Source organism: Pseudoalteromonas sp. DY56-GL79 (assembly GCF_041414765.1).
GTDB classification, from domain to species: domain Bacteria; phylum Pseudomonadota; class Gammaproteobacteria; order Enterobacterales; family Alteromonadaceae; genus Pseudoalteromonas; species Pseudoalteromonas piscicida.
In genome coordinates, this window is record NZ_JANHZS010000004.1 from 209,345 (window position 1) to 224,359 (window position 15,015).

The window sequence follows — 15,015 nt, forward strand, 5'->3', positions numbered from 1 at the left end:
AATTAAAACTGGTATTTATAGCCTAAACTAAATTGTCTTGGTTTGCCTGGGCGCGCGCCATACGGGCGACGACTGACAATTTCTGCTTCATCGAACAAGTTATCGATTTTAGCATAAACTTGACCATACTGACCTAGCTCGTAACTTGCGGATACATCAACGATGGTTGTGCTAGGCACCTTGGCACCTTCAAGTACAAGCTCAAAGTCTTCAGTGCTTCTGCCAGCAGCTTCGTTCATCTCACTGATGTATTTGATGGCTACGTTAACTTTCCAGTCATTTGCTGCGAGGCCAATGTTAAAAGTGGCTTGATGAGATGGTAAATACGGAAGCTCATCACCATTTTTAATATAACCCCATTGTGCGAACGTTGTCGCACGCTCATTCTGGAATTCACCTTTCGTATAGGTGTAGGTGAGACTATAAGGGATATCCAGTTGAAGGTTCAAAGGGTAACGTTGTGCAAACTGCATTTCTAGACCGTAAACATCCACCTCACCGCCACTGAATTGCTGATCTTGCTGGTCATTAACACCACAATTAGACTGACCACAGCTTTCGTTCAGATTCTCATAATCGTTGAAAAAGCTCACAATCTCAAACTGAGTCACACCATCATTAAAGCGCCCACCAAATTCGTAGTTAACGCTCTTCTCAAGCTCTATATCCGGATCTTGTTGTGGTGAAGAAGGCACAAAACCTTGGTGCACACCAAATAAAAGACCGGCATCATCAGAAAGTTGATAGAAACCACTTAGGCTAGGTAGCCAAATACGGGTGGTTTTATCAATCCAAACATCGGCATCTTTATTATCTTGGTAAGACATGTCCATCAGCTCGCCACGAAGGCCAAGGCCTAGTGTCAACGCATCAAATTGTACTTTGTCTTCTAGATATACCGACCACGCTTTAGTATTTTCAGTATTCAGTGATGTAAACTGCTTTGACCCCTCAAGCAACACAGGTGAACCACCTTCCATTGCATACGCTTGCTCAAAATGTTTGCGCTCAATTTCATCTTCGTGGAAACGCACGCCAACAGCAATATCATGGGTTAAGTTAAACAGACTAAAGCTCGTATTGGCATCGACTTGAAGACCTTGAGAGAAATACTCACGGTCATTAGTCCCCATATTCAAAAAGATATTTGAACCTGCAACGACAGAGTCCCTTGCCCCAGTGATCACACCGTACTCATTTGCAAAAGTCTCTGGGTTTGCCATGATTTTTGAAAGAGATGCTCCACTTTTGCTACCTACACTATTGAGCTTAAGCCAAGCTCGCTCATAGTCATTACGGTACAGTCTTGTTGTAACGTTAAAGTCTTTGCCATCAAGCACATGGGATAACATTACCTGAGTATGCTTGGTATCCATCTCTGCTGGCTGAGACGCTGCGTATCGACGATACGGGTTTTCAGCAAAATCTGCCTCCGTTAAACCAAGGTAGGTTTCGTCAGACAACTCGTCGGCGTAGCTGAGTTTTAAGCCAAAGGTATGATTTAGATCACCTTGTGAAAGTTTATAATTAAACTTGGCTAAGATATCGTTCTTCTCAAACCCCGTATCACCACCGCCATCAAGCTCTTTAAAACCATCGGCTTGTAGATTAACCGCTTCGAATAAGAAGCCGACATTATTTACGACTGAACCGTAGTAGCCGTGCGCTTTGGAATAACCATCGCTGCCAGCCGCAACATCAATACCGCCTTCTGTAAATTCTGGCACTTGGCGAGTCACCAAGTTAAGCGCACCAGCAACGGTTTGCGGGCCATGCTTGATAGCCGCAGGTCCTTTAAACACCTCAACTGCAGTCATACGAGTCGTAACCGGGAAATAATAAGCAGCTGGCGCAGAATAAGGAGCCGGACCAATGAGCACGCCGTCTTCCATTATGGTGATTTTCTTGCTTCGCTCAGGTGTTACACCACGAAAACCGATGTTTGGTCGCAGGCCATAACCATCTTCTTCACGAATATTAACGCCAGGCACATTGGAAAGAATACGGTGAATATCATCGTATTCGTATTCTGCCAACTGCGCTTCTGACAACAACGTTGCAGAGCCAGCTTCTTTTCGCAATTTATCGTGGTGGCTGATAATAGAGATATGCTCAATATCTTGATTGTCATCCGCAGCTTGCGCTTGAGGTAGTGCAAAGATTACCGCTACCGTTAATAAAGATTTCTTCATGTTCATGCGCTTAGTCATTGTCACCTGCCGAAGTTTGTGGAAGTTCTAGGGCGAGCTTTTCGATAAACTCGGTCTTTAAATCATCCGTCACTTTTTTAACGTCTGTATGCGTTTGCGTCACTTGCTCTGTAGACCCTGCTAGCTCAGCTTTAAGGCTCGCATTCATCGCAAGCAGTGTAGCTTCTGCATCCGCTAGCCCTGCAAGCATGCGCTCTTTTACATCACTACCATTCTCAGCATCTAAAAAGTCGTCAAAGCCCAATGTATTCTCAGCATCTTGGCCATTACCAGTGAAGATGTTTCTAAATGCTCTGATGTTAGCAAGTAAATTCTCTTTCGAATGTTCTGCAATTGGCGATTCCACCGCTTCAGGGCAAGCCTCTAAACCACACGCATTCGGAAAACCTAGGCCTAACGGCGTCGCTATTTTGCCGTCTTTTAACTCTTCGGTCATGTAAAATAGCGCCTTTGATATTTCATTGAGCGCTAAGTGGGGCGTGTCAAACGGCGAGCCTGGTTGTCCTGCATTAACAAGTTTAGCTGCATAGCCATTTTCTCCAGTCCATTGAGACAAGAGTATACTGCTCTGTGCTTCAATGTCTTTAGCCACTTCCGTCGCAAACTCACAACGCGCAACCGCTCTTTCCTGAGTTGAACGGCTATTCCATGGTGCCAAAGCATCATTCACTGACGAGCAGTTGTGGTCAAGATTGGCATTGAATAGAAGGTGCTCTAAGGCAGTTAAGCCTTTACGGTTTGCAGTACGCTCAGAGATATTATAAGGATTGCTAGCATTACCATTAATAACGCCATCCTCAAAATACACTACATCCAAGTCGATATCACATAAAGAGCCTGTAGCGGGCCAAACATAAATTTTATTTTTAAGCTCTTTACTATTGGCAGTAAGTGGACCCATTTGCATCAATTCAACATACTGCCACCCCACCATAGCGTTGCGCCAACTTTGTTGAGCGTTTTGCTTTAACGCGGCGGTGTTTTCAGCCAGTGCTTTTTCTGCACTACAATAACTCGCAACTTCAAGTTGTTGTGTTACAGCGAGTTCATTGAATTGCTCAATTGCAGGGGTAAGCACATTATTCACAAGATTACTTACCAAGGCTGCTTCATCAAATTGCGTGGGTAAAGTTGGGTTATCCGTTCCAGAGTTATTATCCTTCACTCCAGGACCTTGGCTACTTGAAGTACTTTCACCACAACCCGACAATACCAAAGCCACAGCGACGGCAGCGGCACTTAAACGTTTAGATACTCTCATTTGTATTCTCTATTATCTATATACAACAAAAGGTTAGCAGAATTAACGGCTAACCTTTTAACGTTATAAACGAAAATTTAGATTACCAGTTGGCAACATTCTCAGCATCGAAATCATATGCAGTTGCAATGATTTCTCGCGCTTCCAATAAAGCAGTCTTATAAGCTTCCACTTTATCTGCCGCGAATTCAGGCTTATCACCCATTAATTCATGGATTTTAACAAAGTCTGCATCTGTAACAGGAGAAAACGGATTAAACTGGAAGTTTAATGCGAAGCCTTTCATTTCAGACCAGTGCTTTGCTACTGCATAGAATTGATCAGCATCAAAATCACCTGATGCGATATCGTCTAAATCACCATCATCATTTGAGATTGTATCATTGATATAATGCACAACGGTTGCAGCGATAGACTTTTCCCATGCTAACAACGCTTGATTACGCAATGTCTCTAAACGCGCTTTATCCTCGTCTGACCACTGCGCAACATTAGTACCAACATTAGCGTTGATAAGTTTACGCGCTTCAATAAACGCTAATTGTGCTTCAGCGCTGAAGTCCGTTGGGTTAGCGTTAGATTTAGTGCCACGGTCACGCTTTGCTGCATTTGTTGAGTTACCAAAGTTAAATTCAGATAGTAGATCGATTTTGCCATCATTATCCAAATCATGATAACCACTTGCATACGCTTCACGGCCACCTTTAGCTGAAAGTTCATCATCTGTATAGTCTAGATAATCAACAGCCGCACCGAAATAGCCATAGCCTTCATCAAACTTGTGTTCAAGTTCTGTGTAGCTTTTGCCATCCGCTAATGTCGCGTTATCAGCTGACTTTTCACCAATGAGTAAATCATCTAGATAATCGTCCGCACCTTGAGAAAGCGACACTGCACCATTTAAATGTTTTTGCATTAACTGGGCAAGATCAAGGCCTTCCGGTGTTACGTAGAGTTTGTTCAGCGTGATAGCTGTGCCATTATGCTCTGCTTTGATTGTTGAGCCATTTTCAAACTGCTGAAGTTGCGCTTGTAGCAGGTCTAAATAGTGTAGGGCTAAACCTTCAGGTGTTTTTGGCTGTGTACCAAAGTTAACCCAACCAGCCATGACACCATCCTCTTCCCATGCTTTATGCATATTAGAGGTATCACGTCCCGCAATTTTACCACCTTCGCCAGCGACGTTTTTCAGTGAACTTGAAATTTGTCCTAATGTAGTTTGTGCAGCGTTTGCGGCAACAGCGAAATCAAGGGTTTCATCCAAGACCACTGTGTCTGTCGGCATTAAGAAGGTTTTAATCTCAGTGATTGCCGCTTCAGCTGTTTTTTGCTCCGCCGCATTACCCACAGTTTCATTATTAAGTTTACCCATTAGGCTCTTAATATGAACCATAGCTGCGTGACGTGCGATTTGGCCAGAATAAGAAACTGAAGATTCACCTTGTGTGTTATTAAAGGCATAGCGGTTTACACCCGCTTTGTTTTCTTCAGCAATTTGTTGAACAGCAATTTCAGCTTCAACTTCTGTTTTTTCGCCTTTGCTATCAGTTGCCGTGATAGTTACCGATACTTTACCGCCTTCAACCTGTTCGAAGTTTAGTGCGTTTGCAGCTTTGAGCTTAACCGCACCGTCGACAATTTCAAAACGGTTGTCAGAGATGGTGAGTGTTAATGCACTTACTTCATCGTTGTCGTCAGCAAAAGTAATATTTGCAACAGCAGCACCAAGTGTATCTTCAGATACTGATGCACTATCTACGGTAATAGTAGGTGCAGCATTGGTGGCTGGAGGTGGTGTTGTGTTGTTATCATCGTTGTCATTTGAGTTGCTGCTAGAGCCACCACATGCGGTAAGGCCTAAAGTTGCAGCGAGGATAGCAGTCGTTAACAGAGACTTTTTAAGTGCCATTGAATTGTTCCTTTGAGACTAATTATGTTTATATTTTCATAACTAGGCGTAAAGTATACACACACCTAAATAGCAATCAATATTATTTGCATTGTATAAATAACAATTTTTTTAAAAATGCTACGTAACAGCTAACTACTCCAGCGCTATCACTCTTCAAAAGGAGTATAGATACTTCATATAAAACAAAGGGATAAAACCATAAATATGGCATTATCCCTTTGTATCAGAAACCTGTTTCACAAATTTCTCCGAATTGAGCATTCGAAAAATCCGAAGTATCTTTGCGTTAAATCAAATTGTTACTTTTTAGTTCCAAACATCGGTAACAAATAAGTAACCTTGACGCCAAATCGTTTTGATCTTCTCTGGTCGACTTGGATTATCGTGTAGCTTTTTACGCAAGCGAGAGATTCGGACGTCTATTGTTCGCGTATCTGGGCGATAATATTTGCCAAGGATCTGCTCGTATACAAAGTCACGTTTCACTACTTTGCCGCCATTGCTCGCAAGTAACCATAGCAACTCAAACTCATGGGTTGTGAGGTCAATGCGCTCCTGCCCATAACTCACTCGTCTGGTGTTTTTGTCGATATGCAACTGGCCAAAGGTCAATTGCTCTGGCTCATCGTCAAACTGCGAGTTTGCAGCTTGTCTTCTTAACACTGCATCTAGTCGAGCTCGCCATAATCTAGGCTTTGCATCTTTGGAAATAACTTCGTCAGCACCGAGCTCTAAAAACAGGCTGTGAACATCCTCGTCATCGCTGTCAAGACTGACGATCACAGGGGCTTTGAATCTTTGTCTAAATTGGCTGATTGAATCGCAGGTTGGTACGGATGCGATAGCTTGATCAAGCACGATACCGTTAATAGATTTCCCTGAAAAACCATTCAATTGACCTAATTCCCTCAACAACTCAACAGTATAGCCTTGCTCTTCAAGCATTTTTTGTTGTGATGTCAATATATTGTTATTGCTTTGTGCAACCAAGATAGTGGACACGGACGCACCTCATTCATTCAACATGGATGAACACAGTGTAGTCACGCAACCTGAATGGATGCTTTACAGCGTAAATAATCCTTTTGCCGTATCCCAAAGTGCTTTAACAACTGGGTCATATAACCGTTTATTCTTAGTTACAAGTCCAATTTCAATTTCATCCGATCTAAGCTGCAAAAGCTGAACTTGATTCTTAAATGGACTTTGACTAATTACTATCTCGGGGACACACGCAATACCAAACCCTAAACTCGCGAGCGCAACCATAGCTTCATGACCCGAAACATGCGCATAAACCTTAGGAACAAAATTGTGTTTTTTGCAAAAGTTATCAATTCGATCTTTTAACACACCTTGCTCTGGCATAATAAAAGACAGCCTCTGCCACGGCATTTCACTATGACTATATTCATCAATAATAGACTTAAGCGGACAGTCCATCGTTGGGCCAATAAACACCAATCTCGAACGGCCGATTGGCAAGTACTCTATACCGTTTGGTAGATGTTTTGGCTTCACCGCTACCGCGACATCTTCTTTACCACTGGCAACTTCTGCTATTGAGTGCGCGGGGTCACCGGTAATAAGATTTAACTCTACTTGCGGGTACTGATGGCGAAACTTGGAAAAAAGGTCATAAATAAAACTGTAAGTCGCGGTCACTGAACAAAATAAACTCAGCTCACCAGTCAAAGGCTTATCATCGTCTACGCATTCACTCTTAAACTGACGCCAGCTTGCCAACGTCGCTTGCGCGTAATGAACAAACGCTTTGCCTTGCTGAGTCAGCTCAACGGTGCGATTATCTCGTAGGAATAAAGGTGCGCCGACTTCCTCTTCTAACTGTTTGATTTGACGACTTAATGTCGGAGGACTTACAAAACAGCGTTCACTCGCCCGAGAAAAATGCAGCGTATCTGCAAGTGCCAAAAAATATTTAAGTTGTTTGTGATTCATAGTATTTCACCTTTTGAAACACTATAGTTCAAATATATCATTTTACGCAATCAAAAGTTCGCCCTACTCTGACTTCAATCTATTTCTACAGAATCAGGAAATATCATGTCGAATTACTTTAATACTTTATCTTTACGTGAGCAATTAGCTCAGCTTTCTCAATGTGAATTCATGGATCCAAAAGAATTCGAACAAGGTGTCGACGTTCTGATTGGTAAAAAACTAGTCATTGTTGGTTGTGGCGCACAGGGCTTGAACCAAGGTCTAAACTTAAGAGATTCTGGCTTGAACGTCAGTTACGCACTACGTCCTTCAGCAATTGAAGAAAAACGTCAATCGTTTCTTAATGCATCTGAAAACGGCTTTATTGTTGGCACCTATGAAGAACTCATTCCTGAAGCTGATTTGGTTCTAAACTTAACGCCTGACAAACAACATACTTCTGTTGTAAACGCAGTCATGCCGTTAATGAAACAAGGCGCAACGCTTGCTTATTCTCACGGTTTCAACATCGTAGAAGAAGGTATGCAAGTGCGTGAAGATATCACCGTAATCATGGTTGCACCAAAATGTCCTGGCACAGAAGTACGCGAAGAGTACAAACGCGGCTTTGGTGTACCTACGCTGATTGCAGTTCACCCTGAAAACGATCCTGAGGGTAAAGGTCTCGCGCAAGCTAAAGCATATGCGGCGGGAACCGGTGGTCATCGTGCTGGCGTATTGCAGTCATCATTTATTGCTGAGGTAAAATCAGATCTAATGGGTGAACAAACCATCCTATGCGGTATGTTGCAAACTGGTTCATTACTATGCTTTGACAAAATGGTAGAAGAAGGCATTGAACCTGGATATGCATCAAAGCTCGTACAATATGGCTGGGAGATCATCACCGAAGCGCTAAAACACGGTGGTATCACCAATATGATGGACAGACTGTCTAACCCCGCCAAGTTGCGTGCATTTGAACTGAGCGAGCAACTAAAAGACATCATGCGCCCGCTTTACAACAAGCATATGGACGACATCATCAGTGGTGAATTTTCAGAGGGTATGATGGCTGACTGGGCTGAAAACGACAATAAATTGCTTACATGGCGTGCAGAAACCGCACAAACCGCGTTTGAAAAGCAAGCGAATACTGATGCTGAGATTTCAGAGCAGACTTTCTTCGACCAAGGTATTTTGATGGTTGCTATGGTCAAAGCTGGTGTAGAGCTAGCGTTCGAAACCATGACGGCGGCTGGTATTATTGATGAGTCAGCGTACTACGAATCACTACACGAAACGCCGCTAATCGCGAACACCATTGCGCGCAAGAAGTTGTTCGAGATGAATCGTACCATTTCAGACACCGCAGAATATGGTTGCTACCTGTATAATCACGCATGTTTGCCACTGTTGAAGCCATTTATGGAATCAATCACAAAACGTGAGATTGGTGAAGGCTTGTTAGACAGTGACAATTATGCTGACAACCAAAAGCTCATCGCTGTAAACCGTGCGATCCGTAACCATCCGGTAGAAAAAATCGGTGAAATCCTTCGCGGTTATATGTCAGATATGAAAAAGATTGTTTAGTAAGTAGAAATAAATTTGCGTCAATAAATTAGCAAACTAGTTCGCTTGTTAGTAACCAAGGCCACTTTCCACCCTGAGATTGTGGCCTTTTATCTCTGTTTCTCAACATAACCTCCCATTTAACTCAAATACAGTTAACACTAAATACTGAGGTTAACTTTATTTTATAAACCAAAATTATTTTTTTGTGACTTGGATTGTTACTTGTTCCGAGCTGGTTATTTACTATGCTAGAATAATCGGTTCCACGGGATTACACACACAAATCGAATGCAAAACACAGGTTTAACAATTACTCAAAGAATTACCCTTTTGGGTAGTCTCATTGCGATTGCTGTCGCTTGTTTAATCGGGTTTACCTCGCTTTACAGCGCCAAAACGCTCATTAATGAACGCATGATGCAATCTGAATTGCCAAGCAAGATAGAAAGTATCAATAAATCATTAAGCAAGCAGATAGACACGTTGAAAAATGCAGCCGAGCAGCTTTCAAGCAATTTATTAATCACCCAAAGTGCCAAACAAAATACTTTGGATGAAAAACTTCTTGTCAACGAACTCAAGCGTATTGCGGCGCAGTATGACTTAGTTACGGCTTCTTGGGCTAACCGCGAAACCAAGCAATATTGGAATCAAAACGGCTTTCTGCGAGTACTAAATAGAGAGCAGGATGGTTGGTTTTTCGGCTTTACCACTAGTGGCTCGGCTTACTCTATTAGTATCTATCAAGAAGCGCCGGGCGATGTGAAAATGTTTGTAAACCATCAACAGCTAAACGGTGTTGGTTTAGCTGGACTTGCGAAAAGTATTGATGATATGCAGGCGATGCTTGCTAATATGAAAATCGAGCAAAGTGGCTTTGTTTTCGTCATTAATAGGCAAGGTACGGTGCAATTGCACCCAGATGCAAGCAAAGTCGCAAAGTCCTCGATTGAAGACTTTTACGGTCAGCACAGTCGCGACTTTACCTCCACACGTGGATTTATCGTTAAAGAGTTGGAAGTGGGTGGCGAAACCAATTTAGTTGCAGCGAGCCCAATTCCAAACACAGATTTGCTTGTTATTGCCCAAGTGCCAACCAGTGAAATCAATAGTGGGATCACTTCTTTGCAGTGGCAAATCATTGGTTTTTCGCTGGTGATTGCGCTAGTGGCGAGCTTTTTTAGTATGCTGCTGGCTAAAAACTTAAGCGCGCCACTTAAAAAGATGGCAGATTTATTTGAACAGCTTGGCAGCGGCGACGCAAAACTTAATTATCGTTTACCAGATTCAGCACAACCTGAACTTCATGCTTTGGCTGGCGGCTTCAACCAGTTTATGGCTAAGATAGAAGAAGCTATCCACATGGTTGCACAAGAGAGCCGTTCAATTCGCGTGACGAGCGAAGCCGTGTTTAAACAGAGCCAGCAAAACTCTCAGTCTCTGGATGAGCAAAAGTCTCAAACTATGTCTGTTGCCGCGGCAATCAATGAAATGGGTGCGACAGTACAAGAGATAGCGAGCAGCGCGACCAACACGGCAAAATTAACAGAAGAAAGTAAAGCGTCAACCAAACGCAGCCGTCAAGGTGTGCAAGAGAGCCAAGAAACACTTCACTTACTTGCTGGTGACATCGAAAATATGGCAGGTCAAGTCGCTACGTTGGCCGAAAAAACACAGTCCATTGCCAACATCGTTGATGTGATCAGGGGCATATCTGAACAAACCAACTTGCTTGCACTTAATGCCGCGATTGAATCTGCCCGTGCGGGTGAGCATGGTCGTGGGTTTGCCGTCGTTGCAGATGAGGTGAGAGCGCTTGCGAGCCGTACATCACAATCAACTGACGAGATCCAAGCAACGATATCTGAATTAACTCAGGTGTCTGGCGCTGTCGTAAGCCAAATCCAACAATCCAGTGAACAAGCAGAGCAAAGTGTTCAAACGATGCAATCGTCAGTGGAGTTAATGTTGGAAATCTCAGAAACCGCAAATCAAATAAATGACATGACCGCGCTTATCGCAACAGCGACAGAAGAGCAAAGTAATGTCGTCGCGGACGTCGGCCGCAACATCGAGCAAATTAGCGAAATAAGCGATGCAGTGATGAACGAGCAGCTTGACACGGAACAAGCAATTCAGCGTCTTGCTGCATCAGCAAAAGCGCTTGATGATCTCGTCGCGAGCTTTTAAAACCTCTGCTCAACTCTAAAGTAAGCCTGCACGTTTCGTCTTGTAGGCTTACCCTTTCAAATTATCTCTTTGTTACATGGTGTAACAATCACACCGCGCAAATTTTGCAATTATAGTCTAAATTCAATAATAGTAAGGGCCAAAGGTAAGCAATTAAGCCTTAACTAAAAGCCAGCCGAATGCCCAATCTGGAGGTTGTATGAAGATAGTAATTCAGTTCTCTATTATTGTGCTTAGTGTTTTACTTAGTGCCTGTAATAGCACTCCCAAAGCGACGATAGACACGTCAATTCTTAATTCAGAGCATCAATTTAATATCCAGCCTGTAGAGTCATACTCAGAGGTATTTCAGCTAAACAATCAAATTAAAGCAAAACTCGCTCAATATTTTCATCACGACGAAATTGGCGTTAAACGCGCAAAAATGTTGATGGCGTTTTTGGTCAATAGTGGCGACGATTCAATGTCATATTTATCTGGCGCAAATCTCACTGCCAACCAAGCTTTTAGTAATATGAATGCCAATTGTCTTTCGCTTTCAATTTTAACCCATGCTATCGCGAGACAAGTGGGTTTGAGAACTCAATTTCAACGTGTACACATACCCGAATATTGGGACGAGAGCCAAGGCTACAGCTTGCTTACAGGGCACGTAAACATAAAAATATTTGAAGTGGATAATACCCAAGATTCTGTAAAAACACTCTATGTCAAACCCGCTTCCGTTACCGTAGACTTTGACCCTAATAGCAGAGCACAACATTTTAGTACATCGGCAATAGATACAAACACTATCTTATCCATGTTTTATAACAACAAAGGCGCCATGGAAATGATTAATGGCGACCTTGACATGGCCTACAGTTACTACAAAGCAGCGGTAGAGAGCGATCCCTATCACGATGGCGCATGGGGTAATCTTGGGATCCTATATCGCCTAACTCAACAGTACGACCTTGCTGAGCGCGCATATAACCAAGCACTTGCCATTAATCATGACAATCGAAACGCACTAGGCAATCTTGCAAAACTTTACCATCTCACAGAGCGTGACCACGAAGCAAAAGTGATCGAAGCCAATATTCATAACTTAAGAAAGAGCAATCCCTATTATATGCTAGTGTTGGGTAATGAAGCGTTTAAGCATGGAAATTTAAGTCGCGCTAAGCATTTTTATCAAAAAGCTTATCAACTCGACCATAGTATTCATGGCAGTTTCTTTGGATTAGCTAAAGTTGCATTTGAAGAAGGGAATAGAGAAAAAGCAGAGTATTACCTCAATAAAGCATACAAAGCATCTGTCTTCGAGCACGACAAAGCTCGCTACGAAGGCAAGTTGGCCTTGTTGAGAGGTGTTGCAAGCAACCAGTTAAATTCCACAGACAACGATGAGAGATAACAATAACAATGAAGAAGTGTTCTTTCAAACTACTTGGCATGATGTTGGCCGCAATATGTACCACGAACACGGTGGCGCAGGCGCAACATCCAAGTATTGATAATATATTGGTGCGAGATTTACAAACACTTACGAGCATTGGTCACCAAGGCCGTAAAAGTGGTGCTCAGTCTCCCAATATCAGTGCACAATATATTTTTGCTGCTTTTGAGCAATTAGGTGGAAATCCGAGCTATCAGCACTTTACATTTAGAGCCGGCATTTTTAGTAAAGACGCAGGTCACAACATCACAGCGACTTTACCTTGCACCCAACCTCGTTGTGACAAGGCCATTGTTATCAGTGCGCATTACGACCATTTAGGAACCACAGGGCAGAGACATTATCCGGGCGCCAATGATAATGCATCTGGCGTAGCTGCGATGTTACACATGGCTAGGCAACTCAGTAAAACAAATCGCGCTCGCGATATATTGTTTGTCGCAACCGATGCTGAAGAGCGCGGCTTACATGGTGCAAAATATTATGCCAAACACCTTACTCAGGAAGTTGAACTCAATATTAATTTAGATATGTTAGGGGTAAATAACAACAACCGTTTATTTGCGTTGTTTTCACCGGGTTTTAAGGAATATAAAACTAAGCTCCAGAACAAGGCGCAATCTCAAATCAAATTAACTATAGTATCGTCACAACGACAAATTGAGCGTTATACAAATAATCCAAGAATTGATTGGCACAAAGCAAGTGATCACTACGCCTTTTATCGCCAAGGGATCCCCTATATTTATTTCGGTATGGGTGAAGATAAACATCATCACACTACAAGAGATACATTAGATAATATGGATTTAAATAAGTATCAGGCAGGGGTAAATCTCATCAATGACTTTATTTTGTCATTAACTCGCTCACCACTTGACTCTACTAGCTGAATTTTTTGTGCTTTTGTAAGCTGCTTAACATGCCACTCAAGTTTTGCAGCTTGGGATTTAGTACCGACTCGATATTGGTATTTTAACGTTAAGGGCCCTTTACCTTTTAAATTTTTTGCCCCCTTCCCAGCCTGATGCTGCTCTATGCGCCGCTCTACATTGGTTGTTATTCCTGTGTACCAATGACCAAAGCGCGTTTCTAGGATATATAAGCTCCAAGTAGCTTGGTGATCCGTCTTATTCGGCTTGCTAAGTAACATTTTTCCTAGCACTTAGAGGTTCTCCTCAAGATCTTATCGACGATTTATGTCGCACATGATGACTATTGCAACTTATGTACGAACTTTTTACACTTAGTGCAGTCCAATTCCGCTAAGAGACTTTACCTTCTCTGTGCAATCGGTATCATGCAAACAACTGATAATAAGGATACACAATTTCATGCTGTCTAATAAAACCCTTTCTGTTTGGCTCAGTGCTGTAGTTATGACGGTGTTTATGTCTGGCTGTTCAAGCTGGATTTATCGCATCAACGTGCCACAAGGTAATTTCTTAGAGCAGTCAGATGTAGATAAGCTTCGCGTCCAAATGACCAGAGAGCAAGTGCTATATGTACTAGGTACACCACTTGCAAAAGACACTTTTAATAACAATGTCTGGCATTATCAATACGTATTTAATATTGACAGAGACTCTGAGGTCCGAAAGTCATTTAGCGTTTATTTCGAGAATGACAAACTAGTTCGCGTAAGCGGCGACTTCGAAGAGCCAGAAGAATTTAACACTCCTTTAGACTCATAGAGTCAAAGGGCACACATTATTTCGTAGTCAAAGGGGAAAGGTATTTCCCCTTTTTTAATTAACCTGAGGTTTGGATAAGGAATGAGCTAACTCATTGTTTTTAATAACACATTTGTTTTTAATACCACATTAAATTATACCCTTATCTAGCCAGACAGTTTTAGGGATAACAAGGCGAATTTACGCACCAATAGTTGGCTATTGGAAGTGAATTCAACGCAGTTAGCGCTAAAACTGGCTGCTAGAAAGGCATTAACTATCCGAAGCTCATATATGGTCTCCTCCCTTATTGCAAGGTTTCTTTAGTAAATAACAGGGACAGGATTGCTGTCATATATACGGTCTGTTAATGAGTTTTATTTGAAACTCTGACCTAGATGTAAATCGCGCATATTGCCCTAATCAGGTTATCGGTATTTAGCTACCCCTGAGCTCGACAGGTTTTCAATATGCCGGTTTGACCTGTTATGTCATCTACTTCAGTCACTTTCGCAATTCGGTGAAAGAAATCTACTTATCTTGCTTGATATGCCTCTTTTGATACTGTAATTGCCCAGGCCACTCTAGCCATTTTATTGGCATAAGCGACACAGGCTTTATTATGCCCTCGCGTTTGTACAAGTCGATTTATCCAAAGACTCAGTTGGTCTGTTTTATACTTTGCTCTCGATACAACCGATTTCGCCCCTTGAATAAGTAAACATCTCAAATATCGATTACCACGCTTACTTATCCCGAGCAAAACTGATTTTCCACCCGTACTACGTTGCTTGGGCACGAGACCTAAT

At 42.4% G+C, this 15,015-nt stretch carries 12 protein-coding genes; 5 read left to right on the plus strand and 7 right to left on the minus strand.

All coding sequences use genetic code 11. From position 1 onward, the window contains the following. Positions 1-2: 2 nt before the first annotated feature. The 5 genes from NO992_RS04635 to ilvY form a co-directional block, all read right to left on the minus strand. Positions 3-2,210: a TonB-dependent receptor family protein gene (locus tag NO992_RS04635; protein WP_371374737.1), complete on the minus strand. Its 2,208-nt coding sequence runs from the start codon at positions 2,208-2,210 to the stop codon at positions 3-5. After that, entirely contained in the window at positions 2,203-3,471 is a 1,269-nt protein-coding gene (locus NO992_RS04640; protein ID WP_371374740.1) for an imelysin family protein, read from the minus strand. The genes NO992_RS04635 and NO992_RS04640 overlap by 8 nt, the downstream gene beginning before the upstream one ends. A gap of 82 nt (positions 3,472-3,553) precedes the next feature. Further along, a complete protein-coding gene (locus tag NO992_RS04645) occupies positions 3,554-5,380 on the minus strand; it encodes an Ig-like domain-containing protein (protein WP_222240770.1) in 1,827 nt (608 codons plus the stop codon). A gap of 309 nt (positions 5,381-5,689) precedes the next feature. After that, positions 5,690-6,385 (minus strand): response regulator transcription factor, encoded by a 696-nt coding sequence (locus NO992_RS04650; protein ID WP_010373828.1) that lies wholly within the window; start codon positions 6,383-6,385, stop codon positions 5,690-5,692. Positions 6,386-6,448: 63 nt separating this feature from the next. After that, a complete protein-coding gene (ilvY, locus tag NO992_RS04655) occupies positions 6,449-7,342 on the minus strand; it encodes an HTH-type transcriptional activator IlvY (RefSeq protein WP_222240772.1) in 894 nt (297 codons plus the stop codon). Positions 7,343-7,447: 105 nt separating this feature from the next. On the opposite strand from ilvY, the gene ilvC reads away from it, so the two are divergent. The 4 genes from ilvC (at position 7,448) to NO992_RS04675 (ending at position 13,426) form a co-directional block, all read left to right on the plus strand. Next, positions 7,448-8,920, plus strand: coding sequence for a ketol-acid reductoisomerase (gene ilvC, locus NO992_RS04660; protein ID WP_222240774.1), 1,473 nt, complete (start codon positions 7,448-7,450; stop codon positions 8,918-8,920). A 270-nt stretch (positions 8,921-9,190) separates the two neighbouring features. Then, positions 9,191-11,092, plus strand: coding sequence for a methyl-accepting chemotaxis protein (locus NO992_RS04665; RefSeq protein ID WP_371374746.1), 1,902 nt, complete (start codon positions 9,191-9,193; stop codon positions 11,090-11,092). Positions 11,093-11,291: 199 nt separating this feature from the next. Beyond that, entirely contained in the window at positions 11,292-12,491 is a 1,200-nt protein-coding gene (locus tag NO992_RS04670) for a tetratricopeptide repeat protein (protein ID WP_010373821.1), read from the plus strand. 8 nt (positions 12,492-12,499) lie between these two features. Then, positions 12,500-13,426, plus strand: a complete 927-nt coding sequence (locus NO992_RS04675; RefSeq protein WP_371374750.1) for a M20/M25/M40 family metallo-hydrolase — start codon at positions 12,500-12,502, stop codon at positions 13,424-13,426. On the opposite strand, the gene NO992_RS04680 is transcribed toward NO992_RS04675, so the two are convergent. After that, positions 13,354-13,686 carry a GIY-YIG nuclease family protein gene (locus NO992_RS04680; protein ID WP_010373817.1) on the minus strand — a complete coding sequence of 111 codons (333 nt, stop codon included), beginning with the start codon at positions 13,684-13,686 and terminating at the stop codon, positions 13,354-13,356. The two genes, NO992_RS04675 and NO992_RS04680, sit on opposite strands and share 73 nt — an antisense overlap. Before the next feature lie 181 nt (positions 13,687-13,867). On the opposite strand from NO992_RS04680, the gene NO992_RS04685 reads away from it, so the two are divergent. Continuing rightward, entirely contained in the window at positions 13,868-14,227 is a 360-nt protein-coding gene (locus NO992_RS04685) for an outer membrane protein assembly factor BamE (RefSeq protein WP_010373815.1), read from the plus strand. A 514-nt stretch (positions 14,228-14,741) separates the two neighbouring features. Here NO992_RS04685 and NO992_RS04690 read toward each other — a convergent pair. Further along, positions 14,742-15,015 (minus strand): transposase (locus tag NO992_RS04690; protein WP_371374755.1); only part of this gene is annotated, 274 nt, incomplete at its 5' end.

Bases quoted from the DNA above. Each gene is read 5' to 3' on its own strand.
- NO992_RS04635 (WP_371374737.1), bottom strand. From the start codon at position 2,210: ATGACTAAGCGCATGAACATGAAGAAATCTTTATTAACGGTAGCGGTA.
- NO992_RS04640 (WP_371374740.1), bottom strand. From the start codon at position 3,471: ATGAGAGTATCTAAACGTTTAAGTGCCGCTGCCGTCGCTGTGGCTTTG.
- NO992_RS04645 (WP_222240770.1), bottom strand. From the start codon at position 5,380: ATGGCACTTAAAAAGTCTCTGTTAACGACTGCTATCCTCGCTGCAACT.
- ilvY (WP_222240772.1), bottom strand. From the start codon at position 7,342: ATGAATCACAAACAACTTAAATATTTTTTGGCACTTGCAGATACGCTG.
- ilvC (WP_222240774.1), top strand. From the start codon at position 7,448: ATGTCGAATTACTTTAATACTTTATCTTTACGTGAGCAATTAGCTCAG.
- NO992_RS04665 (WP_371374746.1), top strand. From the start codon at position 9,191: ATGCAAAACACAGGTTTAACAATTACTCAAAGAATTACCCTTTTGGGT.
- NO992_RS04670 (WP_010373821.1), top strand. From the start codon at position 11,292: ATGAAGATAGTAATTCAGTTCTCTATTATTGTGCTTAGTGTTTTACTT.
- NO992_RS04675 (WP_371374750.1), top strand. From the start codon at position 12,500: ATGAAGAAGTGTTCTTTCAAACTACTTGGCATGATGTTGGCCGCAATA.
- NO992_RS04680 (WP_010373817.1), bottom strand. From the start codon at position 13,686: ATGTTACTTAGCAAGCCGAATAAGACGGATCACCAAGCTACTTGGAGC.
- NO992_RS04685 (WP_010373815.1), top strand. From the start codon at position 13,868: ATGCTGTCTAATAAAACCCTTTCTGTTTGGCTCAGTGCTGTAGTTATG.